Below are 22,112 nucleotides of genomic sequence, written 5' to 3' on the forward strand. Positions count from 1 at the left end.
GCGGCACCGCCCTGGGCTTCAGAAACCTCACCCACTACATCACCAGAGCACTGCTCGACACCGGCGGATTCCGAACCCAACTACACGCATTTTTACGATGAGCCAATTAATCGGTCGCGCCACCGCCTTCCGGGCTGTGCTCACTGACCCGATCACTGGTTACCCCCTCGGCGTCGGACGCAAGAGCTACCGCGTTCCCGCCCATATCCGGGAGCTGATCATGCTTCGCGACCAGCAGTGCCGACATCCGGGTTGTGAACGGCCCGCTGCCGCAGCGGAAATGGATCACGTCGACCCGTGGGCCAATGGTGGTCATACCGGGTACGCAGAGATGGTGGCCAAATGCCCCGAGCATCATCGCGGCAAAACGGCGGGTTGGTATCGAGATCAGTTTGAGCCCGAGGCCGGAGATGGTTCTTTGACGTTCGAAGACCCCCGCAGCGGACAGCGACGAACCAGTACGCCGCCTTTCCCCATGGACCCGAAAGCGTGGGAAGCCTACCGTGTTGAAAACACAGTCGAGCCACCCTTCTAATCAAGGAAAGGAACGGGCCAAGCTCGGTCAGTGTCCCAAGATCTGCTGGGCACGGCGCCGTAGCTCCGCTAGATAACCGACGTTCCCGTGCTGACGCGCCGCCTCCATATTGGGCGACTCAATACTGATCGGAGTCTGCTCCGGCAGCAACCGCACGATTCCTGAAATATCGACGATGCCGGTGCCCGGCAACGGGCGCTCGAACCGGGCCTCGCGCTCGAAGAACTCGGGATCCTCGGCCGGAGCATCCAGCACCGCCATATCGCACAGCTGGAAGACACCGGTGTGGTCTGCGACGGCTAGGACATCTGCGGCGGCTCGTTCACGCAACTGCTCCACCGTGTCACCAGAGGTGTCAGCAGATATGTCATCGGCGGCACGCACCGCGAACCGGTACAACTGCAGCGCGTCCAACAAGATGCCCGTATTCGGCAGGTTCTGCGCGAGTTGGGCCATCTCCTGGTAATCCACCGTGGAGTAGAACTTGATGGGTTCTAACAAGACCCTGATTTCAGCCTCGCCGGCGGCGGCGTCCAGCGCAGCCACCTGTTCGGCGAACAGCTCCCGGTCCTCATGCTTGCAGCCGGCGTTCAAGTACTTGGCACCCAGCTCGACGGCGGTCTCAACCATCCACCGCCAGTGTTCGGGCCGCGTCTTGGCGGTGAAGGTGACGAACTCCAGATCCAAGACAGAAAGCCCGCGATCCGCCAAGACCTGCTTGGTCTGGGCCAGCTCCGGGCTGCCGGGCAGCAGCCGGAACGGTTCCCCGGCACGACTGGTCGCGATCCGCAGCGAGACGGATTCGTAGCCGGCATCGGCCGCGGCCGCAGCGAACTGGGCCGGCAGCAAGGCCGGCAGCGTGGAGTTCATGACGGCCAACTGGTGTGTCACGGGTGTGCGCCCCTACTCCAGCAGCAGTGCCGGCTCTTCCATGATGGCGGCGACGTCGGCCATGAAGCGGGCGGACAGGTCCCCATCCACCACGCGGTGGTCAAAGGAGCCACCAAGGGTGGTGATCCAACGCGGGATGACCTCCCCGGAAACCACCCACGGCTTCTGCTTGATGGTACCGAAGGCCACAATAGCGACCTCGCCCTTGTTGATGATCGGGGTACCGATGTCGATCCCGAGCGCACCGATGTTGGTGATGGAGATCGTGCCATCGGACATCTCCGCCGGCTGGGTCTTCCCGTCCCGGGCCCGGCGCGCGAGGTTGTTCAGCTCGATGGCCAGTTCCTTCAGGGAAAGCTCGTGCGCGTTCTTGATGTTCGGCACCAGCAGACCCCGCGGGGTAGCGGCCGCGATGCCGAGGTTCATGTAGCGCTTGACGAGGATCTCCTCGTCGGTCCAGGAGGCATTCACGTGCGGGTTGCGCGCGGCCGCCCAAATCACGGCCTTGGCCAAAATCAGCAGCGGGGTGACCTTGACGCCCTCGAAGTCCTTGGACTCTTTCAGGCGTTGGACAAACTCCATGGTGCGGGAAGCATCCACGTCGACGAAGATGGACACGTGTGGGGCGCTGAACGCCGAATCCGCCACGGCCTTGGCGGTCGCTTTGCGCACGCCCTTGACCGGTACCCGCTCCACGCGCTGATCTTGACCGGCGGTCTCCGGCATCCAGAAGGTGGGGGCCGCCTCCAAATTGCGGTCCCGCTCCAGCAGGTAGTTTTCCACGTCCTCGCGGGTGACCTCGCCCCGGGCACCGGTGCCGGTCACGTCCGCGATGTTGATGCCCAGTTCCTTGGCAATCCGGCGTACCGGGGGCTTGGCCATGACTTTGCCCCAGAGCGCGGCGACCCGGCCGGGCACAAAGTTGGCCCGGTCATCGGTGGTCACCAGGGTTGGGTCTTGCAGCGGAAGATGCGCGGTGGCCTGAGCTTTTTGGCTTGCGTCCCGCTTCGGACTGGCAGCCCCGGCAGCGGGCCGGTTGCGGCGGCGACGGCGTTTGACGGCGTCCGCCTTGGGGCCGGATCCGACGAGCGCCTGGCCCTGCGGTTGGGCGTCTTCGGCCACCGCTTCTGCCTCGGCGGGGCCGGTTGCGGCCGCCACGTCGTCCCCTGGAACCGGCAATTCGATCTGGTTGTCCTCGGCGGCACCGGTCGCAATCCGGATGATGGGGGAACCGACATCGACGGTCTCACCCTCGGACACCAGCAACGCGTCCACGGTCCCGGCGTACGGGGAGGGTAGTTCCACCAAGGACTTGGCGGTCTCGATCTCCACCAGCACCTGGTTCAGGGTCACGGTGTCACCACGGGAGACCTTCCAAGAGACGATCTCCGCCTCGGTCAGGCCTTCTCCCACATCGGGCAGGTTAAAGGTTTGCACTCTTGCTTCTCACTTCTGCGGCGGTCGGAGCTGTTTGCACGTCGCTTCTAGTAGCTGAAGACACGGTCTAGGGCCTCCAGCATGCGGTCGATGTCCGGTAGGTACTGGTCCTCGATGGCCGCGGCCGGGTACGGCATGTGGAAGCCGCCCACCCGGACGATGGGGGCTTCGAGGGCGAGGAAGAGTTCTTCGGTCAGCCGGGAGGCGATCTCGCCGCCGATGCCGCCGAAGGTCGGGGCCTCGTGCGCCACGATCATGCGGCCGGTCTTCTCCACGGAGTGAGCCAGGGTGACGTAGTCCACCGGGGAGATGCTGCGTAAGTCAATGACCTCCACGGATTTATTCTCTTCCTCGGCGGCCAGCGCTGCGGCCAACGCCACCGGCACCAGCGGGCCGTAGCAGGCGATAGTCGCGTCGGTGCCTTCCCGAACCACTTGGGCGGCCTCTCGGGGCAGTTCCGGGGAGGCAAGATTGACCTTGCCTTTGAGCCAGTAGCGGCGCTTGGGCTCGAAAATGATGACCGGGTCCGCGGACTGGATGGCCTGCCGGGTCAGCCAGTAGGCGTCATGCGCGTTGGACGGGGTCAGGATGCGCAGCCCAGCGGTGTGCGCGAACAAGGCTTCCGGGGACTCGGAGTGGTGCTCCACGGAACCGATGCCACCGCCGTACGGGATCCGGATGGTCACCGGCGCGGTGATTTTGCCGCCGCTGCGGGAGTGCATCTTGGCCAACTGGGTGGTGATCTGGTTGAAGGCGGGGAACACGAACCCGTCAAACTGGATCTCCAACACCGGTTTGTAGCCGCGGATGGCCAACCCGATGCCGGTGCCGACGATGCCGGACTCAGCCAGCGGGGAGTCGACCACGCGCAGCGGTCCGAAGTCGGCCTTCAAGCCCTCGGTGATGCGGTAGACACCGCCGAGCGAGCCGATATCCTCGCCCATTAGCATGACTTTTTCGTCGCTTTCCAACTCGTGGCGCAGCGCCAAGTTGATGGCCTTGGCGACGGTCAGCTCCACCACGTCTTCGGCGTGGGAGTTCTGGGCGGAGGTTGGTTTCGCGGTGTGCTGTGTGTTGGTATTCATCTCTTAGGCCTGCCCCTCAGCGTCGCTGCCGCCGGATTCTTCATCGGCGAAGGAGGCCTGATACTCCAGATGCCAGCGCTTTTCTTGTTCGATCAGTGCGTGCGGCTCGGCGTAAACCTGATCGAAGTAGGTTGCCATCGACTCTGGTTTGGCGGCCAGTGCCGCTTCGCGCAGCGCCATGGCTGCCTCTTCGGCCTCGTCCTGGAACTTTTGCACGTCCTCATCGGTCAGCAGACCTTCTGCCCGCAGGTATTTCTCGTAGCGGGCGATGGGGCACTTGGTGGACCAGTCGACTTCTTCGTCCTTGGTCCGGTATTTGGTGGGGTCATCCGCCGTGGTGTGGGCGCCCATGCGGTAGGTGTAGGACTCCAGCAGCACCGGCCCGTTGCCGGTGCGGGCCTGTTCGGCGGCGTAGCGGCCGACGGCGTAGGCGGCGAGGGCGTCGTTACCGTCAAAACGGATCCCCTCGAACCCGTAGCCCTTGGCGCGCAACGCAAACGGGAAGCGGGACTGGGTATCCGCCGGCACGGAGATGGCCCACTGGTTGTTCTGCAGGAAGAAGATGATCGGCAGTTTGTACGAAGAGGCGAAGACCATGGATTCGTGGACATCGCCCTCGGAGGACGCGCCATCACCAAAACAGGCCACCGAGATGGTGCCCTCGGACGCGAGCTTGTCCGCGTCCCAGTCTTGCTGGTCCCGGGCAATGCCCATCGCGTAGCCGGTGGCGTGCAGGGATTGGGCGGCCAGCACCAGCGTGTAGATCTGGAAGTTGTGCGCGGCCGAGTCCCAGCCGCCGTGGGCGACGCCACGGAACAGGCGCATCAGCGCACCCATGTCCACGCCACGGGCGTGGGCCATGGTGTGCTCCCGGTAGGTCGGGAAAATGTAGTCCCGGTCCTCTAGTGCCGCGACCAGTCCCGCCTGACCGGCCTCCTGGCCCTGGCCCGGCGCCCAGAGCACCAGCTGACCCTGCCGCTGCAAAGAGGTAGCTTCCTGGTCCAATCGCCGCGGAATGACCATGTTGCGGTAGAGCTGGATCTTACCGGCATCGTCGAGCCCCTCAAGATAGGGGGAGAAACGGTCATCGGCGGTGTAGGTGCCGTCCTCGCTGAGCAGCTGCACCATGGGCACAGTCTGTTCCAGCTCGGGTCGGGGCGCCACGTTGTTGGGCTCAGAACTTGCGGGCACTCAGGCTCCTTTGTAGGCGGCAGAGATTTAACCTTCTCTTCAGCGTATCGGGCTTCGCCTGCCAAAGTCGGAACATTTTGGTTTCAGGATTGTTCCGTCGATTTTGTGACTTCCTTACAAAATCGCGCTTTTCGATGCGCACTAGCCCCTCTTCGGACCCAGCCGCTGCGGGCACGCGGGTTTAGTCTGCGGCTAGGAAGTCGCGGTTATCCGCGCACAGTTGCAGGAAGCGGTCGTTGGCTTCGACCTCACCAATGGAGACCCGCAATCCTTCATCGCCGAAGGCGCGTAGAGACAGCGCAACTTCGTCGGCCTTGGCCGCGAACTCCTGGGTGCGCTCCCCCATCGGCAACCAGACGAAGTTGGCGTGCGATTCGGGGATATCCCAACCCAGCTCCGCAAGACCGGCCTGAACACGATCGCGTTCGGCGACCACCTGATTGACCCGTTCCATGACCTCTTCGATGGCATCTAGGGAGGCGATGGCGGCGTTGGACGCCACGGTGGAGACGGCAAACGGGGTCTGGATGACCCGCAGGTATTGGGTCAGGTCCGGGTTCGACAGGCTGTAGCCGACGCGCAGGTTGGCCAGCCCATGTGCCTTGGAGAAAGTCCGCAGTGCGACCAGATTCGGGTACTTGCGGTACATTTCCACGCCCTCGACGGCGTTCTCGTCGCGGATGAACTCCAGGTAGGCCTCATCGAGGATGACGAGCACGTGGTTGGGGACCTTGGCCATGAAGTCCTCGACCTCGGCGGTGGTCAGCACCGGCCCGGTCGGGTTGTTCGGGGTGCACAGGATGATGACCCGGGTGCGCTCATTGATGGCGGCGGCCATGGCGTCCAAGTCGTGGCGGTGGTCCGGGAGCAACGGGATCTGGACATCTTGGGCGCCGGCGGTGCGGACCACGATGGGGTAGGCCTCGAAGGAACGCCACGGGTAGATGACCTCATCCTTGCTGCCGTCCTCGTTGGTGCCGGCGAAGGTGGAGATCAGCTGGGTCAAGGCACCGAGCGAACCGGCGCCGGTAACGATGTCATCGGCAGGCACACCCAAGTGCGTGCCGATCCGCTCGCGCAGGGCAGTGCTCATCGGGTCCGGGTACCGGCAATAGTCGGTGAACTCCGCAAGGACCTTATGGACGGCCGGGACCGGGCCGAACGGGTTCTCGTTGGAGGAGAGCTTGTACGGGGTCAGCCCCTCCACGGGGGTGGCCACCTTGCCGGCGGCGTATTTGGGCAACTGCCCCAGTACCGGGCGGGGGTAGACACCGTGGTGCTGTGCTGGCTGGTTGCTCATCCGTGTGACTCCTTGCGGGTGTGGTGGGGCGATAGTTCGCGAAACGTTTAGACAACAGCCTATGTCGCAGATCACGTTTTTGCTCAGAGCTGTGCCCTAAACTCCCTATTTTTTCTTCGATGAAGCTGCTGCGGGCAGACACTTTGTGAAATTATTGGCCTATGATCCGAATCATTGTCCAAGTGATCATCAACGCGTTGGCGCTGGCCGTCGCCGTCCTCGTGCTCACGGGAGTGGACCTGACCGCTTCCGCCGGCATGGTGGAGGCCATCGGCGGTGATGAGACCCTCGCGAACGTGCTCGCCTTCTTGCTGGTCGGGCTGATTTTTGGTGTGGTGAACGCGCTGGTGCGTCCCATCGTGAAGTTTTTGTCCCTGCCGCTGACCTGCCTGACGCTGGGCCTGTTCGCCCTCGTCATCAACACGCTGATGGTCCTGCTGACCGCCTGGCTATCCGAATACACTCCTGCGGTGCTCAGCGTGGAGAACTTCTGGTGGGGTCTGGGCGCCAGCATCATCATCTCCCTGACATCAGCGGTGCTGGATTTCTTCACCCGCAGACTGGGCCCGGCAGAGTAAGACGAATATGCAGACAGGGCAATGCCCCCGGAAGGCTACCGTGTAGCAGGTAGCTTTCCGGGGGCATTGCTGTGCGTGGCTGATTAGTGCTTGCTGCCGGTGCGGCGGCCAGCGAGCATGTCAGCAATTTCGTCCTGCTCCGGTTCGGAGAGGTAGCGGGTGAGGCTGGCGTCGAGTTCGCGCAGCCACGGGGTGTGGTGCTCCGCGGCCATGGTTCCGGTCATCACTGAGCGGTAAGTGCGGTCGCGGTAGCCCAAGATGTTCTCCATCTTGTCTTGCTGCCACGACTTGAAGATGCGGGCGACCTCGTCCAGATCGAACATCGGGTAATCGGTCTGCTCAATCAGGTCGCGGACGTAATCGGCTTGGAAGTCGATCTCGTCGTCGCCGGATTTCAGGCGACCAAACCGGCCCAGCCATTGGTCCATGTGCTGGCGTTGCTCTTCCTTGGACGGCAGCTGGATCCGACCGAGAATCACGTCACGGACGTACCAGGCCTGGGCGTCAAACATGTTGAACGTGAACCACTGGTCTTGGGCGCCGAGGTAGAACAGTTTGTTGTTGTGCTCGGAGACAACGCCCCGGTACAGGGTGTCCGGGTAGAGGTTGTTCGGTGAGTCTAGGGCCAAATCTTGCGGCAGGAACGGGTAGTTGTGGTTGTACCCGGTGCACAGAATGACCGCGTCGAAGCTGCGGGTCTCACCGTTGGAGAAGTGCGCCGTCGAGCCCTCAAAACGGCTCACCAGGGGCAGCTCTTCCATGCCTTTGGGCCAGTCGAAGCCCATGGGTTCGGTCCGGTAGGAGAAGGTGACGGTGTCTGCGCCCATCTTGAACGCCTGCACACCAATATCTTCCGCCGAGTAGCTGGCACCGATCAGCAGGACGTCCTTGCCGGCTAGGTTTTCTGCCCCGCGGAAGTCATGCGCGTGGACGAGGTAACCCGGGAATGTCTCAATTCCCTCAAACTCCGGAGTGTTTGGGCTCCAAAAGTGACCGGAGCCGACGATGACGTGGTCGAAGGTGTCCGTGCTGGTCTTGCCGGTCTTGAGGTCCTCCACCGTCACGGCGAAGGTGCCGGCGTCCTCGTCGTAGTCCACCCAGCGCACTGCGGTAGCGAACTGTACATAGTCCTTGACACCGGATTTTTCGGCACGACCGTTGATGTAGTCCCACAGCACTTCACGTGGCGGGTATGAAGAAATGGGTTTGCCGAAGTGCTCGTCGAAGCTGTACTCGGCGAACTCCAATGCTTCCTTTGGCCCGTTGGACCAGAGGTTGCGATACATGGAGGAGTGCACTGGTTCACCGTACTGGTCAACACCGGTGCGCCAGCTGAAGTTCCACTGGCCACCCCAATCGTCCTGTTTTTCGTAGCAAACCAGTTCTGGGATGTCGACGCCTTGGGCCTTCGCCGATTCGAAGGCACGCAACTGTGCCATACCACTCGGGCCTGCACCAATAATGGCAATACGCTTGGTCAAAATATCCTTTTCCGCCCATATTTAGGGCATTTCTGACATGCGACATGTCGTCCTCGCACGACGACTGTTAACGCGGCGCCACGCACATTTCATTTGCGACCGCGCTGCCTGAAGGGGGCCGACCATACGGCACTCACACTTCAGGTGGAATCCGGACTATCTCACCGGGAAGATCATATACGATTCTAGCATATTACTGATATATAAGCTAATTCTGACGACCTCAAAGGTTTTTGCCCGAGAATTTTTCACCACAAAAATGAGTTTTTCAGCAGGGATTTGAAGTGACTTTTGTATGTGTGTTGCACTTATTGGCGCTGCTGAAGAAGGTGTGGGCCGCCCTGCAGCTCCGCTTCTTTGGCGCTGATGTGGCGCAGCTTTACGGTCTGTGTGCTGACCTCGACAATGCCGTCCGCAGGAGCAGTCCCCGCTGGAGTCTGTGTGCCCAGCGATTGAGCCAATTGGGCTTGGTGCGCGTGCAGGTCCGGGAGGTTTTGCGCCTCGACCGAGCGCAACGTGGCGACGTAGTTGTCGAAGTTGTGGCCGGCACCGAACACGGTGTCCTTGGATGTGGGGACCGCGTAACCGGACAGACCTAGAGTGATCCGGTTGATGGAATGTGGGTTGGCGGCGCCATCGAGCCCGGGTACCGGGTCATCCTTGTGTTCTAGGTGCAGAGTCTTGACGGAGGTGGGTAGCTGCGCTGCTGTCTGTGCCACCGGGGACCCGGCGGTGATCACCATCTGGGTTTTGTATTTCTTGGCGAATCGTTCGTCTGCGGCCAAGTTCATGGCGTGCTTACCGCCTTGGCTGAAGCCGATCAGGGTCACGGTGCTGCCGGCAGGGATGGCCGTCTGTTCGAGTGCTTCCATGACACCAGCGTTGACGTGCTGGCTGCCGAGCGTGGTGGCTTCGGCCAGTCCGTTGATGGAGAACGGTGAGGTTCCACCCGAGGCCTCGGCGGCGGCCGCGCCCTCGGTACCCGGGAACGCGATGACGGTATGGGTGGTTCCGTCGGCCTTGTTGATGGTGCTGATGGTGATGCTGCCGGCGTCGGTCCCGTCATTGGTGGGCACCAGGGCCATGAGCCCGGAGAAACTGGCATCCACCCTGTGGGATGTGGGTTGGCTGATGGCCGCGACCTCGACCGGTTCTACGGAGAGCCGCAGCGCTTGCCCGCCGGTCTTGGTGATGACACCGTAGAGCCGGTCCGCGACGGTGCGGTCGAAGAGCCCGCCGTAGCGTTTGTGCCGCAGTTGGGGCAGCACGTGGGCCCCGGCTCGCGCGGCACCGCCAAGGATCAGTCCGCCGGCGGGACCGCCGACGAGGGTGCCGATGCTGAAGGCCAGCGGGGTCGCTAGGTAGAGCAGGTCGCCGGCATAGGCGGGCATGTTTTCGATGACGGTTTCCACGTCTCGGCCGCCGGGCCTGTTACCTGTTGCGATGGCGGTGACGGAACGCAGTAGCGCCGGGTACTTGTTGAGTTCGTTGAAGCTGCGGGCGACCTCCAGCTCAACGCGTGCGTACGCTTCTTTTGCCCGGGTGAGCCCGGCCGCGATGAGCGCGGCTTGCGCTTGGGTCTTCGTGGCACCGGCTTGGAGTTGGGTCAGCGTGTTGGTGCAGCTGAGCATGGCCGCGCCCCACCAGGGGGCAAGGAGGGCGATCCGGGGTGGCGGATTGGTGATGTTCAACAGTTGGGCCCTCACAAGGTGGCTCTGGTAGCCGTTGAGCGAGGTGGACACAGCCTTGAGCGCAATGGAGGCGGTGCCGAGTTCTTCGAGAACAGCGCTCACGGAATTTGGCCCACCGTGGACCACAACCCCGTTTCCTGCCATGCCGGTGCCAAGGCTCGCAACGATCGACTTAACCATGGTGAGCCCCGGCGACGTTGATGGGTACGGGCACGGGGATGGTGATGGCTTCCGGGACCGCGGCCGCAGCTTGGCTGACGGTGTTGCCCACCGCTGCAGTCAGTTCTATCCCGGCCAGCTGGACGGCTGCCATGGCTAGCACGATGGGGTGGGTCAGGGTGAGTGCGCGGGCGGTCCGCTCTAGGGCTAGGAGTTGCTGGTCGATCCAGCGGAGGTGGGCGGCGTGCTGTTTGGTCAGCGCACCTAGGTCCAACTGGTGCAGGGACAGGGCGCTGCGGAAGGCGTTGGCGGCCCTTGACTGCCAGTGAATATTGCCGGCCCTGGCTCCGGTTCTAACGGCCGTGAACAGGGACGGTTCGGCGGCGACGAGGTGCGCTCGGAGTTGTTTCAGCGGCCGCAGCGCGGCGTCGATTTCTGCATTGAGGTGGGCCAGTGCGGCGACGGCTGTGGCGTGCACGAGCTGCTGTTGGGCGCTGACCACGGCCACGGTGCCGGTCAGTACCGCCTTGATCTCCTCTTGCAACATGGACGCTGGCTCCGTTCTGCTTCGATGTGCGCGCTTCCTCATCGAGGTTGCCAGTGTGGACCCCGGGATAGCAGGGCTTGGCCTGGAGGACGTGGATGCAATCGGTAAGCCGGTCATCATGTGGAGGGTCCGCAGAGCTGAAACGAACGCCCGTGTGCGGCACTCGCCTCGCCCTCGTACGCGTCATGGATGTTGGGGGAAGCGACACCTTGCGCACAAAAGTGGGAGAATGGGAGCGATTATCGCCACCTACCCTGCCTCCAAGGAGTCTTACTGCCGTGAGTTCTGACCGTATTGCCGATGGCCGCACCCGCCTTGCCAGCACCGACATCGCCCTTGGGCCGCTGGATGGTCGCTACCGTTCGGCCGCAGCGCCACTGGTGGACTACCTGTCTGAGGCGGCGCTGAACCGTGACCGCATCCACGTGGAAGTGGAGTGGTTCATTCACCTGTGCGAGCGCTCCGTGCTGCCGGGCCTGTCCCCGCTGAGCGCCGAGCAGAAGGATGGTCTGCGCGCCATCGTGCTGGACTTCGATGCGGATTCGGCCAAGGAATTGGCGGAGATCGAGGCCGTGACGGTGCACGATGTGAAGGCCGTCGAGTACTACATCGGCCGCCGCTTGGAAGCACTAGGCTTGGCGGAACTGATCCCGCTGGTGCACTTTGCGTGCACCTCCGAGGACATCAACAACCTTTCCTACGCGCTGGGCATTAAGGACGCCACCGAAGAGGTGTGGCTGCCTGCGGCCAAGGACGTCGTCGCAAAGATCAAGGAGATGGCGGCCGAGCACGCCGAGACTCCGATGCTCTCCCGCACCCACGGCCAGCCAGCCACCCCGACCACGCTGGGCCGAGAGATGGCGGTGTTCGCCTACCGTCTGGGCCGGCAGATCAACCGGATCGAGAACCAGCAATACCTAGGCAAGATCAATGGCGCGACCGGCACCTATGCCGCACACGTGGCGGCAGCCCCGGCTGTGGACTGGCAAGAGATTTCCCGGACCTTCGTTTCCGGGCTGGGACTGACCTGGAACCCGCTGACCACGCAGATCGAGAACCACGACTGGCAGGCCGAGCTGTACGCCGACATCGCCCGGTTCAACCAGATCCTGCACTCCTTCGCGGTGGATATTTGGTCCTACATCTCCATCGGGTACTTCAAGCAGATCCCGGTGGAGGGTGCCACCGGTTCTTCCACCATGCCGCACAAGGTCAACCCGATCCGTTTTGAGAACGCCGAGGCGAACTTGGAGATCTCCAACGGCTTGCTGAACACTCTGGGCGCGACGCTGGTCCAGTCCCGCTGGCAGCGCGATCTGACTGACTCTTCCTCCCAGCGCAATATCGGGGTGGCGTATGGCCACTCGGTGCTGGCGCTGTCCAATGTGCTCAAGGGCCTGGGACAGCTGGCGGTGGACACCGACCGGTTGGCCGAGGACCTAGACCAGAACTGGGAGGTGCTGGGCGAAGCGATCCAGACCGTGATGCGCGCCGAGGGCCTTGGTGGCGCCGAGGGTATGGAGAACCCGTACGAGCGGTTGAAGGATCTGACTCGTGGGCACCGCGTGGATGCCGAACGGATGCAGGAGTTCGTCTCCTCCCTCGGTCTGCCGGCCGACGCTGAGGCTCGCCTGTTGAAACTGACCCCGGACCGCTACATCGGTGTGGCCGCGCAGCTGGCTCAGGAGTACTCGGCGTGAGTGAGCGCAGAGTTTACCGTCCGGAGGATTTCACCCCGCCTGAGTTCTTCAACGTCCTGAAGGCGGCGGTGATCCCGCGGCCGATCGCGTGGGTGGTGTCCGCCTCAGCCGATGGGGTGTTGAATTTGGCACCGCATTCGTTCTTCAATCTGGTATCCCCGAAGCCTCCGGTGCTGGCATTTTCTTCGGTGGGGTTCAAGGACACCTTGAACAACATCAACGCGACCAAAGAATTCGTGGTCCACATCCCGACCGAGCCCGAGTTCCATATCTGTAATGAGTCCTCGGCCAACTTCCCGCCCGAGGAGTCGGAGATTGCCGCCCTCGGGTTGGAGACTGAGCCGTCCACTATCGTGTCGGTCCCCCGGCTAGCGAACACCCCGGTTTCCATCGAGTGCACCCTGCACGATGTGGTCGAGGTGGGGGCGGGTCAGCTGGTGCTGGGCGAAGTGGTCCACATTGAGATCGACAACGCCGTGCTGCGTCACGATGACCGGGACCGCGTACTACCTGATGCCAAAAAGCTGGCGCCACTGACTCGGCTGGGCCGCAACGAGTGGGGCACCCTCGGCGAGGTTCTTGAGGCCCCGGATCTGAGAGATACTCNTACACCTAGAGCGTCCACGACCGCAGATGTGGAGCCGACCAGTAGTTGCGCACTCGCGCCAACAAGACGCGGAGTGTCGGCTATAGAAATACTTCCACGTCCTAGACTCATTGAATCGACAAGGTCAGTCGGTTGCAGCTCCGAAACAACTGTGTCAGATCTGATCGCCGACTCAATTACAGTCGGGGCAACAGAAATTGATGTTCTTTATAGCTCCTTCAAAGTTGATTTCGACCCAATATTCGCCACTCTGGATCACGGCTGAGACATCTAGGCTAATGAACTAGCAAATGCCAAGTGGCTAGGCTCTTGGTAAGAATTCTTATTTCACCGCATGGACGACATACGGCATTCCATGCAGACATATTTGGCGATCTAGGAAACCGACAAGCTTGGGTGGGATTAGGTCGTTTTCACCTGAATCTCAAACAAACTGGTCTGTAGGACCAGCCTTCCCTTAACCTGTAGGCGGTGGGGAATAATATAGACATATTGTCCATTTAATTCCCCACGGACTAGGAGCGACATTGTCGGTAGAAACTTCGGCGCAGATGGAACGACTGCTTAGCTTGCAGCAACTTGTCGGCAAGCAGCAATTAGCTTCAGACCTAAAGATCACGCCGAAAACGCTCAATCGCTGGATAAATTCGCTCTCTACACCACCAAAGATTCTTGATGACACTCTTTCGAGACTTGAGCTTCAATATGGGTTTGTGCCTTCTAGCCATGTATCGTCTTCGAGTGCAAAGTTTCGTTTCATCGATCTATTCGCCGGAATAGGCGGCACCCGTCTTGCGATGGAATCGGCTGGGGGAGAATGTGTTTTTACGTCGGAGTGGGACAAGTTTGCTCAACAAACTTATGCTGCTAACTTTTCACACGTACTAGGTTCGAGCCCAATTTCAGATCTGACAAAGACTTCAGATGGTCATCTCTTCGCTGGTGACATTACGAAGGTAGCCGCATCCGACGTTCCCGACCATGAAGTCTTAGTTGCAGGATTCCCCTGCCAACCGTTCTCTATCGCGGGTGTTTCTAAGAAGAATGCACTAGGACGCAAACATGGATTCCTCGACGAGACCCAAGGAACACTATTCTTCGACATCGCTCGGATTATTGAAGAGAAAAAGCCCGAAGCGTTCTTGCTCGAGAATGTGAAAAATCTTGTCTCACATGACAAGGGTCACACATTCAAAGTCATCTCTCGCACCCTGAGTGACCTAGGTTACAGCATCACCTATAGAGTATTGTCGGCTACCCCGTATGTGCCGCAAACTCGGAACAGGATCATCATTGTGGGGTTCAGAGATGCATCGAAGTTTATAGGCAGTGATGCATTTAATTTTGACGACATTCAGCCGCAAATTCGAGGAAATCGACACCCAGGGCCAACTATGGCTGAAGTCTTGCATCCGGAAAACGGGACGGAAACTTCTGAATCGCCTTACACGGAGGGTCCGGACGCCACAGTAGCGGAAAAGTATACATTGACGAACAATCTGTGGCGCTATCTGCAGGACTATGCTGCCAAGCATCGCTCGGCGGGCAATGGCTTTGGCTATGGAATGGTCAACAAAGATTCAGTAGCCCGAACGTTGTCTGCACGGTACTACAAGGACGGTTCAGAAATACTAATCTCGAGGGGAGAAAACCAAGTTCCCCGGAAGCTCACCCCTCGTGAGGCAGCCCGCCTAATGGGCTTTCCTGAACATTTCAGGATCCCCGTCTCAGATACCCAAGCTTACAAACAGTTTGGCAACAGTGTAGTTGTACCTTTGCTCACGGATGTTTCAAAACGATTAGCTCACTCACTCATAAGAGCTTGATCAGACAAGCACATGTCGCTCCATTTGGTCATACAGGAGTCCGAGTTTTCCATATCCGATTCGGATTTGATTACGATATTTGGGCACCCAGCGCGCTTTAGAGTCTGTTCTCTCTAGTTTGTTTCCTGGATCGTAGTAGACTGCGCCAGCCGATATTGCTCGCAACAGCAGCTTGAACGATGTACCTTCAGCTAGATCTACATAAGGTCCGTACGCAAAAGACGGTTGCCCCGATTTTGGACATGTCCTACGAATATTGGGAACATAAGCAACTTTTCCATGCTTGTCATGCCAGAGCTTCAAAAGCTTCTCAAAGCTCCAGCCAGCAGCGACTTCTTGAGTCTTAGCATCTACCAAAGCAAGCACCCCACCTCGCTCGATGACATCGTCCTTAAGCTTGCTCCCCTGCTGATACCCGATCAATTGCAGATTAAGGCCCGAAGGCATGACCTTTTTGGATCCTAGGAAATGTCGTCCCGTGAGATTTACGCGGTTACCATCTGGAGTAAGTATCCCGTGTTTCAAGACAAAACTCGCTAAGCCTTCTTCGAGGAACATTCCCGTATCTGGCTGGGGAGTAAATAACGTCACAGCCTTACTCGGCGTCGTTCCTTGCAAGGTTTTGAGTTCCCAGTCGAGGAAATCGGGGCCCGGCACTCCATTAGGAACGATCCCGAACTCTGCTTCCAACGTATGCCCAGAGCATCGGGGGCCTCTACATTCAACCTCTACACCAGCAGCAGTCAATTGCTTACTGGCGATCGGCCCTTTCCGGAATACCTGCTCTAAAATTCTGAGTAGCTCACGCTTCGTGTCGACTACTGTTGGCGCGCTTGAGTCTGTCAGATTTAGCGGAATGAGAAGCTTATCCGGATCCTCATCAGCCTTAGACATGAACTCCTTAGCGGCAGGCGAATCCGCACCAACGACGACGGAGATGACATTCTCCTCGGGTGTGAAGCCCATGAAAAGCACACGGCCCGGTTCTTTGCCACGACCGTGATAATCCATCAGGTGTCGGGGAGCAACATCTGCACCACTTAGGAACCCAGATAAACGGACCTCTGGATACTGCGGGTAATAAATTAGTTTGGTCTCAGGCGCGTGATACATGCCTGACGGCGAAACCCAATACCAATCAATCCCTGTTCGATAACGGATGCGGTTCTTGGCAGGCTTTCGTGACGATGTCTCAAATTCCTCGATCTCGCCAATCGGAATCATGCTTAGGTTAGCCAAGTCTGGTGCTAAATAAAGCTGCTGTTTGGAGTTGTTATTCCGCCCAAGAACTTTTGCAATTCCCGTTACGCAACCAGAATCAGACAAAAGCTGCAAAACTCCCTCTAAAGAGATCGAATCTACCCAGTCTCCAATGTCCGTTGCCATAACTACTGAGCTTATCTCGGCTCGCGGTAGTTCGGGAGTACACGCAGGTATCTAGACTTTGTCGCTGTCACTCAAAGGTTGCTCACCAATGACCCCTCAAATTCTCAACGTTCATCTAGGTAACCGACCCATAGTTTCGAATGGGGTAATCGCCAGTTCATTGAAAGAATCTGATCCCCTGAAGCTTTGTTAAACACCTCGTGAATAGTTGCCGAAAGCGTGTAACGGTGGTGCTGCTCACTGCGGTGGATCGAGATAGCTGGATAGGCTGGAGATGAAGACCATCATCGACGGGAAAGAGGTCATCATGTCCGAAGAACAGGTATTGCAGATGCCACCGCTGCTGGAGTGGGAAGAGGTCATCAACCCCGGCCGCTTCAAGGGCAAGACCATCATCGTCACCGGCGCCGGGTCCGGCATTGGCCGCGCTGCCGCATCCCGGATTGTGCGTGAAGGCGGCACCGTCGTCGGCGTCGACCTGAACCCGGAAGGCCTAGAAGAGCTAGGCGGCGTGCTGGCGAATGATTCGACCGAGGGCGTCGGCGAGTTCATCGCGGTGACCGCGGACGTGACCAGCAACGAGGACATTGCGCGGGTCTACGAGGCCGTGGGCGAACGCAAGCTGGACGGGCTGGTCAACAACGCCGGCATCATGGACGGATTCATTCCGCTGCATGAGCTTCAGGATGACTGGTACGAGAAGATCATGGCGGTCAACGTTGGTTCCGTGGTCAAGATGACCCGGCCGGCGCTGCAGAAAATGATGGCGCAGAACGATGGTGCGATCGTGAACGTGGCCTCGCTGGCCGGTATTTCCGGTGGCGCGGCTGGCACCGCGTACACCACCTCCAAGCACGCGATGATCGGGCTGACCCGCAACGCGGCGCTGCTGTACCGCAAGCACAACATCCGCGTGAATGCGGTGGCCCCGGGCGGCACCATCACCAACGTTGATGGACAGTTCCGTTCGGCCTACACCGGGGAGACCTTGGGCCCGATTATGCAGGGGGCAGGTACCCGGATGGCTTCGGCCGAGCTGGTCGCCGCGAACATCATCTACCTGCTGCTGGATGAGGCGAAGAACATTACCGGTGTGACCCTAGCCTCCGCCGACGGCTGGAACGCAATCTAAGCTCGATCCTGCCGAATAATCCTATCGATGGCCGGGACGCGGACCCTGTGGTTCGATGTCCCGGCCGTTGCGTTTAACCTGCCCCAGTGTTGCCCCTGTTGCCCTAGCGGAGGGCTTGGCTAGGGTGGAGTCACGAGGTTTGTTTGCGAAAGGGACCCATGGGACACAGTGATGCTTCCGTTGATCTGAGTGTGGCCGAGCCGCGCCCGCCGTTTCCACCGTTCACCGAGGAGAGTGCCCGCAAGAAGGTGCAGGCGGCCGAGGACGCGTGGAACACCAAGGATCCGCACAAGGTGGCGCTGGCGTATACCCCGGATTCGCGGTGGCGGAACCGGGAGGAATTCTTTGCCGGGCGGGAGGCCATCGTCGAGTTCCTGACCCGCAAATGGGAGAAGGAGAACGGGTACGTGCTGCGCAAGTCCCTGTGGTCCTACTCTGAAAACCGGATCGGGGTGCGTTTCCAGTACGAGTGGTATGACGAGACCGGGCAGTGGTGGCGCAGCTACGGGAACGAGTTGTGGGAGTTCACCGATGAGGGGCTGATGGCCCGCCGGGAGGCCTCCATCAACGACGTGCAGATTCAGGAGTCGGAGCGTCGTTTCACCGGGCCTCGCACCGAGGCCGAGGCGGGTCAGGACATTCCGTTGCAGTAAACGTTTGGTATCGATTTCAGGGGCTTGATCATGAAAACCCGTTCCTCCGCCTACATTTTCACGACACTCGCGGTGGCGACGGGGCTGCTGTTGGCCGGTTGCCAGCAGGACCCACAGGATTCCCCCGAGCCCGAAAGCTCCGGTCCGGTCGAGGTGGCGACCGGCTTGGAAGCCCCGTGGTCGATCGTCTTCGTGCCCCAGGAAGACCAGGACCCCGTGCCGTTGGTCAGTGAGCGCAATAGCGCCAAGATCCTGCAGCTGGCTGAGGATGGTTCCACGGCCGACGTGGCGACCATCGCCGGTGTGCGTACCGGTGGTGAGGGTGGCTTGTTGGGCTTGGCCGTCGACCCGGCGGACAGTGAGAGCCTGTACGTGTATTCCACGGGTCAGGACGGCAACCGGGTTCAGCGGTACCCGCTTGAGGCGGAGAGTAAGCAGCTGAGTTTGGGGGAACCGGTCACCGTCATTGAGCAGATCCCTGCGGCTGGGATTCACAACGGTGGGCGCATCGATTTCGGTCCGGACGGCAAGCTGTATGTGGCCACCGGGGACGCCTCTAACGGGTCGCTGGCTCAGGATGAGGATTCCTTGGCGGGCAAGATTCTGCGGCTGAACCCTGACGGCTCGGTCCCAGCTGACAACCCGAACCCGGATTCGCCGGTGTACTCCCTAGGGCACAGGAACGTTCAAGGGTTGGCGTGGGATGAGGACGGTCGGCTCTTCGCCTCCGAGTTTGGGGCCAGCGACTGGGACGAGCTGAACCTGATCGAGCCGGGCAAGAACTACGGTTGGCCGCAGGTTGAGGGCATGCCAGCCGACGAGGACGCTGACAGCACTGCCCCGCTGCAGGTCTGGAAACCGGCCGAGGCGAGCCCCAGCGGTGTCGCCATCGTGGACGGGAACATCTATATTGCCAATCTGCGCGGGCAATCCGTGCGCACGGTTCCGCTTGCCGAACTTACCGAATCTGAGGTCGTCTTGAGCGACTACGGCAGGATCCGGGATGTGGTGGTGAGCCCGGATAACAAGCTGTGGGTGCTGACGAATAATACCGATGGTCGCGGGGAACCGGCCGAGGGTGATGACCGGATCATCGAACTGGATCCGCCCGTCTCGGGTGACTGACCTAGTCAGCGCGGGTTGTGCCGGAGGGGTTCCGTCTTGGCCGCAAGTGCTGCAGACTGGAAAACAGAGTCGAAAGGAGACAGTGATGCCGCAGAAGGCTTGGTCAAATAAGGATGAGCGTCAGTACGAGCACGTCAAGGAAAGCGAAGAGGACCGCGGCCGCAGTGAAGAACGGGCCGAGGAGATCGCCGCCCGGACTGTGAATAAGCAGCGCAGCAAAGAAGGCCGAACCAAAGAGGACAAGAAGTCAGGCGACAAGAAGTCGGACAACAAATAAGTCTGACAGCTAAAACACCGAAGGCCGGTGTCCATCCCCTGATTTTCTCGGGGCGGGCACCGGCCTTTGGCGTTGCTGCGAGTAGCTGTGGTGACGACTACTGCTGGGAACTACTTCTTACCGAAGAGGAAGACGTCGTCGTTGCCGATCAAGTCCGGCACGGTCCAGCCGTCTAGGTCGTATTCACTCATGCAGCGTTCCACCATGCCGTGCATGACGTCGGTGTGGCCTTGGCCTTGGGCTGCGAATAGGAGCTCGGACTTCACGTTCTCATGGTTGCCGGAGTAGTTGCGCTCGTAGAGTTCGTGGCGGCCACCGAACTCGGTGCCGATGGAGTCCCAGAGCAGCTTCATCAGTTTCACCCGGTCCACGGCTTCCACACCGTGGGAGCCACGAACATACTTATCCAGGTACGGCCGGATCTCCGGGGTCTTGAAGTCCATGGCCGAGGAGTTCAGGTAGATCAGGCCGGAGGCCACGTCTTGTTCGATGATCTCCTTGATGCGCGGATAGCCCTGCGCCATGAACATGCGGTAGGCCAGCCCGTAGTCCAGCTTCGGCAACACGGTGCCGTTCGGGCCCTCGTCGGGGTTGAGTGCCATGCCGTCGGCGAGCGCGTAGAACAGGTTGCGCCAGCCGATGACTTCACCGGCGCGGGATTGGATGCCGCGGAACTGGTCGGTGCCGGTGATTTCGAGGGCTTTCAGCAGCAGCCCGGCAATGAAGTCGAGCTTGACGGCCAGGCGGATGACGCCTTGGAAGGTAAAGCGGTTGAGGAACCCGGTCTGCGGGAAGAAGGTGTTGACCTTCTCCACGTCGCCGTAGGCGAACACGTTTTCCCACGGGATGAGTACCTTGTCGAAGACGAACACGGCGTCGTTCTCATCTAGGCGTGAGGAGAGCGGGTAGTCGAAGGGGGTGCCCATGACGGCGGCCTGGTGTGAGTAGGACGTGCGGGAGATGAGTTTGACGCCCGGTGCGTCCATCGGCACGGTGCAGATCAGGGCGAATTCCTTCTTCTTGATCGGCAGACCGTAGTGGGCGATGAAGTTGTAGTTGGTCAGCGCGGACCCGGTGGCGACGACCTTAGCGCCGGAGACGATGAGGCCGGCGTCGGTCTCCTTCTCCACTTTCATGAACACGTCCCCCACCTGGTCCGGCGGCAGGTGCCGGTCGACCGGCGGGTTGATGATGGCGTGGTTCCAGTACAGGACTTTCTCTTGGGATTCCTTGTACCAGCGGATGGCGTTGTCTTTGAACGGTTCGTAGAAGTCCGGCATGCTGCCCAGGGTGCCGAGGAAGGCCGCCTTGTAGTCCGGGGAGCGGCCAAGCCAGCCGTAGGACATGCGCGCCCAGGTTTCGATGGCGGTGCGGTCCTTCTTCAGGTCCTCCACGGAGTGTGGCTTGCGGAAGAACGGGTGGGTTTTGCCGCCGTTGCCGGTGTCCGTGTCGGTCAACAGTTTGTCTGCGGTCTCCGGGTTGTGGAAGCCGTCGTAGAGTCGGGCGACCATGCGGGCGGAGTTGCGGAAGGCGGGGTGGGTGGTGACGTCTTTGACGCGTTCGCCGTAGATCCAGACTTCACGGTCGTCTTGGAGGGAGGCGATGTACTCGTCCCCGGTCATCGGCAGCTTTGGGTTGGCCGGGGTGATGCGCTCGTCCCGGATGTCCTGCGGGTTGATGCTCTCAGTTTCGGTGGTGGCCTGGGTGTCAGTCATGGTGTGGTTCTCCTACACGGAACCCGTTTTTGGGTGCGCGAAGGTGCGCCCAAGAAAGCGGGAGGGCTTGAAGGTATGGCTACAGGTGTGGTGGTTAGGGCGTTGGGTTAGCTAAATTTTTTGAAACATTTGGCGCCGTCGAACCAGCCGGAGGACAGCGAGTCAGCGCTGTGGTCCCACGGGGTTCCTTCGCAGAAGTTGCCGACTTCCCGGAACTTGCCGGAGTAGAACAGCAGTGGTGGCTTGGTGGTGTAGTCCAGCCGGGTGACTTCTCCGACGACGATGATGTGGTCTCCGCCGTCGTAAATGTTCCAGGGTTTGCATTCCAGAACGGCGGCGCTGCCGTTGAGGATGGGGACGTCGCCATCGAGCACGAAATCTGGGTCCTGTTCCATGGGACGGCCGGCGAAGTGCATGGCGACGTCGAGCTGGTCGGAGGCCAGGATGTTGATGGCGAAGTGGCTATTTTCTAAATACTTTGCGGCCTTGGACTGGCGGGTCAGGGTGACTTGGGCCAGTGGCGGGTCGAGGGAAACGGCGGTGAACGCGTTGACGGTGGCCCCGTGCGGGACGCCGTCCGCGCCGGTGGTGGTGACCACGGTGACGCCGGTGGCGAAGGTACCGAAGGTGTTCCGCAGCTGGCGCGGGTCGATGGCTTCCAGCGTGGTCTCGGTACTGGAGGTGGCGGTCATGGGGGTGCTCCTCGCATGCGGGGGCATGTGGTTGGTCGCTGTGGTGTTGCTTGGGGTTCCCGCCTCGGGGTACGGGATCAATGAATGGTTGTGGAGACGTATCC

Annotated in this window: 20 protein-coding genes; 9 read left to right on the forward strand and 11 right to left on the reverse strand. The window is 60.5% G+C overall.

The genetic code is table 11. The features are described 5' to 3' along the window. Positions 1–97 precede the first annotated feature (97 nt). On the forward strand, positions 98–535 hold the full coding sequence (locus tag ACFFFR_RS02170; protein ID WP_377457879.1) for an HNH endonuclease signature motif containing protein: 438 nt from the start codon (positions 98–100) through the stop codon (positions 533–535). 27 nt (positions 536–562) lie between these two features. Here ACFFFR_RS02170 and ACFFFR_RS02175 read toward each other — a convergent pair whose 3' ends face one another. The 5 genes from ACFFFR_RS02175 to ACFFFR_RS02195 all read right to left on the reverse strand — a co-directional run bounded on the left by ACFFFR_RS02175 (position 563) and on the right by ACFFFR_RS02195 (position 6,439). Beyond that, a complete protein-coding gene (locus ACFFFR_RS02175; protein WP_377457881.1) occupies positions 563–1,426 on the reverse strand; it encodes a TIM barrel protein in 864 nt (287 codons plus the stop codon). A 12-nt stretch (positions 1,427–1,438) separates the two neighbouring features. Then, positions 1,439–2,863, reverse strand: a complete 1,425-nt coding sequence (locus ACFFFR_RS02180; protein ID WP_377457883.1) for a dihydrolipoamide acetyltransferase family protein — start codon at positions 2,861–2,863, stop codon at positions 1,439–1,441. A 47-nt stretch (positions 2,864–2,910) separates the two neighbouring features. Beyond that, positions 2,911–3,885 (reverse strand): alpha-ketoacid dehydrogenase subunit beta, encoded by a 975-nt coding sequence (locus ACFFFR_RS02185; RefSeq protein ID WP_377457985.1) that lies wholly within the window; start codon positions 3,883–3,885, stop codon positions 2,911–2,913. A 66-nt stretch (positions 3,886–3,951) separates the two neighbouring features. After that, positions 3,952–5,139, reverse strand: a complete 1,188-nt coding sequence (locus ACFFFR_RS02190) for a thiamine pyrophosphate-dependent enzyme (RefSeq protein WP_377457885.1) — start codon at positions 5,137–5,139, stop codon at positions 3,952–3,954. A gap of 181 nt (positions 5,140–5,320) precedes the next feature. Then, positions 5,321–6,439 (reverse strand): histidinol-phosphate transaminase, encoded by a 1,119-nt coding sequence (locus ACFFFR_RS02195; RefSeq protein ID WP_377457887.1) that lies wholly within the window; start codon positions 6,437–6,439, stop codon positions 5,321–5,323. Positions 6,440–6,600: 161 nt separating this feature from the next. Between ACFFFR_RS02195 and ACFFFR_RS02200 the strand changes: the two genes are divergently transcribed. Next, complete coding sequence (locus tag ACFFFR_RS02200) at positions 6,601–7,017, forward strand: phage holin family protein (RefSeq protein ID WP_377457889.1); 417 nt, start codon at positions 6,601–6,603, stop codon at positions 7,015–7,017. An 83-nt stretch (positions 7,018–7,100) separates the two neighbouring features. Here the strand turns inward: ACFFFR_RS02200 and ACFFFR_RS02205 are convergent, their stop codons facing one another. From ACFFFR_RS02205 to ACFFFR_RS02215, 3 genes are all read right to left on the reverse strand, one after another. After that, positions 7,101–8,498 (reverse strand): trimethylamine monooxygenase, encoded by a 1,398-nt coding sequence (locus ACFFFR_RS02205; RefSeq protein WP_377457890.1) that lies wholly within the window; start codon positions 8,496–8,498, stop codon positions 7,101–7,103. Positions 8,499–8,806: 308 nt separating this feature from the next. Then, positions 8,807–10,291 (reverse strand): hypothetical protein, encoded by a 1,485-nt coding sequence (locus tag ACFFFR_RS02210; RefSeq protein WP_377457892.1) that lies wholly within the window; start codon positions 10,289–10,291, stop codon positions 8,807–8,809. 70 nt (positions 10,292–10,361) lie between these two features. Further along, on the reverse strand, positions 10,362–10,895 hold the full coding sequence (locus tag ACFFFR_RS02215; protein WP_377457894.1) for a hypothetical protein: 534 nt from the start codon (positions 10,893–10,895) through the stop codon (positions 10,362–10,364). A 278-nt stretch (positions 10,896–11,173) separates the two neighbouring features. Between ACFFFR_RS02215 and purB the strand changes: the two genes are divergently transcribed. From purB to dcm, 3 genes are all read left to right on the forward strand, one after another. After that, on the forward strand, positions 11,174–12,595 hold the full coding sequence (gene purB, locus ACFFFR_RS02220) for an adenylosuccinate lyase (protein WP_377457895.1): 1,422 nt from the start codon (positions 11,174–11,176) through the stop codon (positions 12,593–12,595). A gap of 68 nt (positions 12,596–12,663) precedes the next feature. Beyond that, complete coding sequence (locus ACFFFR_RS02225; protein ID WP_446686090.1) at positions 12,664–13,467, forward strand: flavin reductase family protein; 804 nt, start codon at positions 12,664–12,666, stop codon at positions 13,465–13,467. Positions 13,468–13,729: 262 nt separating this feature from the next. Continuing rightward, a complete protein-coding gene (gene dcm, locus ACFFFR_RS02230) occupies positions 13,730–15,028 on the forward strand; it encodes a DNA (cytosine-5-)-methyltransferase (RefSeq protein WP_377457897.1) in 1,299 nt (432 codons plus the stop codon). Here the strand turns inward: dcm and ACFFFR_RS02235 are convergent, their stop codons facing one another. Beyond that, positions 15,029–16,414, reverse strand: a complete 1,386-nt coding sequence (locus ACFFFR_RS02235) for an MvaI/BcnI family restriction endonuclease (protein ID WP_377457898.1) — start codon at positions 16,412–16,414, stop codon at positions 15,029–15,031. It abuts the gene before it with no gap. A gap of 274 nt (positions 16,415–16,688) precedes the next feature. Here ACFFFR_RS02235 and ACFFFR_RS02240 point away from each other — a divergent pair, with 274 nt between their 5' ends. The 4 genes from ACFFFR_RS02240 (at position 16,689) to ACFFFR_RS02255 (ending at position 19,601) form a co-directional block, all read left to right on the forward strand. Then, on the forward strand, positions 16,689–17,546 hold the full coding sequence (locus ACFFFR_RS02240) for an SDR family NAD(P)-dependent oxidoreductase (RefSeq protein ID WP_377457899.1): 858 nt from the start codon (positions 16,689–16,691) through the stop codon (positions 17,544–17,546). Between the two features lie 158 nt (positions 17,547–17,704). After that, complete coding sequence (locus tag ACFFFR_RS02245) at positions 17,705–18,199, forward strand: nuclear transport factor 2 family protein (protein ID WP_377457900.1); 495 nt, start codon at positions 17,705–17,707, stop codon at positions 18,197–18,199. 30 nt (positions 18,200–18,229) lie between these two features. Continuing rightward, a complete protein-coding gene (locus ACFFFR_RS02250; RefSeq protein WP_377457901.1) occupies positions 18,230–19,324 on the forward strand; it encodes a PQQ-dependent sugar dehydrogenase in 1,095 nt (364 codons plus the stop codon). Between the two features lie 85 nt (positions 19,325–19,409). Further along, positions 19,410–19,601: a hypothetical protein gene (locus ACFFFR_RS02255; RefSeq protein ID WP_377457902.1), complete on the forward strand. Its 192-nt coding sequence runs from the start codon at positions 19,410–19,412 to the stop codon at positions 19,599–19,601. Positions 19,602–19,711: 110 nt separating this feature from the next. Here ACFFFR_RS02255 and ACFFFR_RS02260 read toward each other — a convergent pair whose 3' ends face one another. Together ACFFFR_RS02260 and ACFFFR_RS02265 are read right to left on the reverse strand one after the other, a co-directional pair. Further along, on the reverse strand, positions 19,712–21,316 hold the full coding sequence (locus tag ACFFFR_RS02260) for a 4-hydroxyphenylacetate 3-hydroxylase family protein (RefSeq protein WP_377457903.1): 1,605 nt from the start codon (positions 21,314–21,316) through the stop codon (positions 19,712–19,714). Between the two features lie 107 nt (positions 21,317–21,423). Beyond that, a complete protein-coding gene (locus ACFFFR_RS02265) occupies positions 21,424–22,008 on the reverse strand; it encodes a flavin reductase family protein (protein ID WP_377457904.1) in 585 nt (194 codons plus the stop codon). Positions 22,009–22,112 lie beyond the last annotated feature (104 nt).

It is taken from the genome of Micrococcoides hystricis (genome assembly GCF_042434215.1).
Taxonomy (GTDB): domain Bacteria; phylum Actinomycetota; class Actinomycetes; order Actinomycetales; family Micrococcaceae; genus Micrococcoides; species Micrococcoides hystricis.

Excerpts from the sequence above, each read along its gene's own strand:
- ACFFFR_RS02170 (WP_377457879.1), top strand. The coding sequence starts at position 98 with ATGAGCCAATTAATCGGTCGCGCCACCGCCTTCCGGGCTGTGCTCACT.
- ACFFFR_RS02195 (WP_377457887.1), bottom strand. The coding sequence starts at position 6,439 with ATGAGCAACCAGCCAGCACAGCACCACGGTGTCTACCCCCGCCCGGTA.
- ACFFFR_RS02200 (WP_377457889.1), top strand. The coding sequence starts at position 6,601 with ATGATCCGAATCATTGTCCAAGTGATCATCAACGCGTTGGCGCTGGCC.
- ACFFFR_RS02215 (WP_377457894.1), bottom strand. The coding sequence starts at position 10,895 with ATGTTGCAAGAGGAGATCAAGGCGGTACTGACCGGCACCGTGGCCGTG.
- ACFFFR_RS02235 (WP_377457898.1), bottom strand. The coding sequence starts at position 16,414 with ATGGCAACGGACATTGGAGACTGGGTAGATTCGATCTCTTTAGAGGGA.
- ACFFFR_RS02240 (WP_377457899.1), top strand. The coding sequence starts at position 16,689 with ATGAAGACCATCATCGACGGGAAAGAGGTCATCATGTCCGAAGAACAG.
- ACFFFR_RS02245 (WP_377457900.1), top strand. The coding sequence starts at position 17,705 with ATGGGACACAGTGATGCTTCCGTTGATCTGAGTGTGGCCGAGCCGCGC.
- ACFFFR_RS02250 (WP_377457901.1), top strand. The coding sequence starts at position 18,230 with ATGAAAACCCGTTCCTCCGCCTACATTTTCACGACACTCGCGGTGGCG.
- ACFFFR_RS02255 (WP_377457902.1), top strand. The coding sequence starts at position 19,410 with ATGCCGCAGAAGGCTTGGTCAAATAAGGATGAGCGTCAGTACGAGCAC.
- ACFFFR_RS02260 (WP_377457903.1), bottom strand. The coding sequence starts at position 21,316 with ATGACTGACACCCAGGCCACCACCGAAACTGAGAGCATCAACCCGCAG.
- ACFFFR_RS02265 (WP_377457904.1), bottom strand. The coding sequence starts at position 22,008 with ATGACCGCCACCTCCAGTACCGAGACCACGCTGGAAGCCATCGACCCG.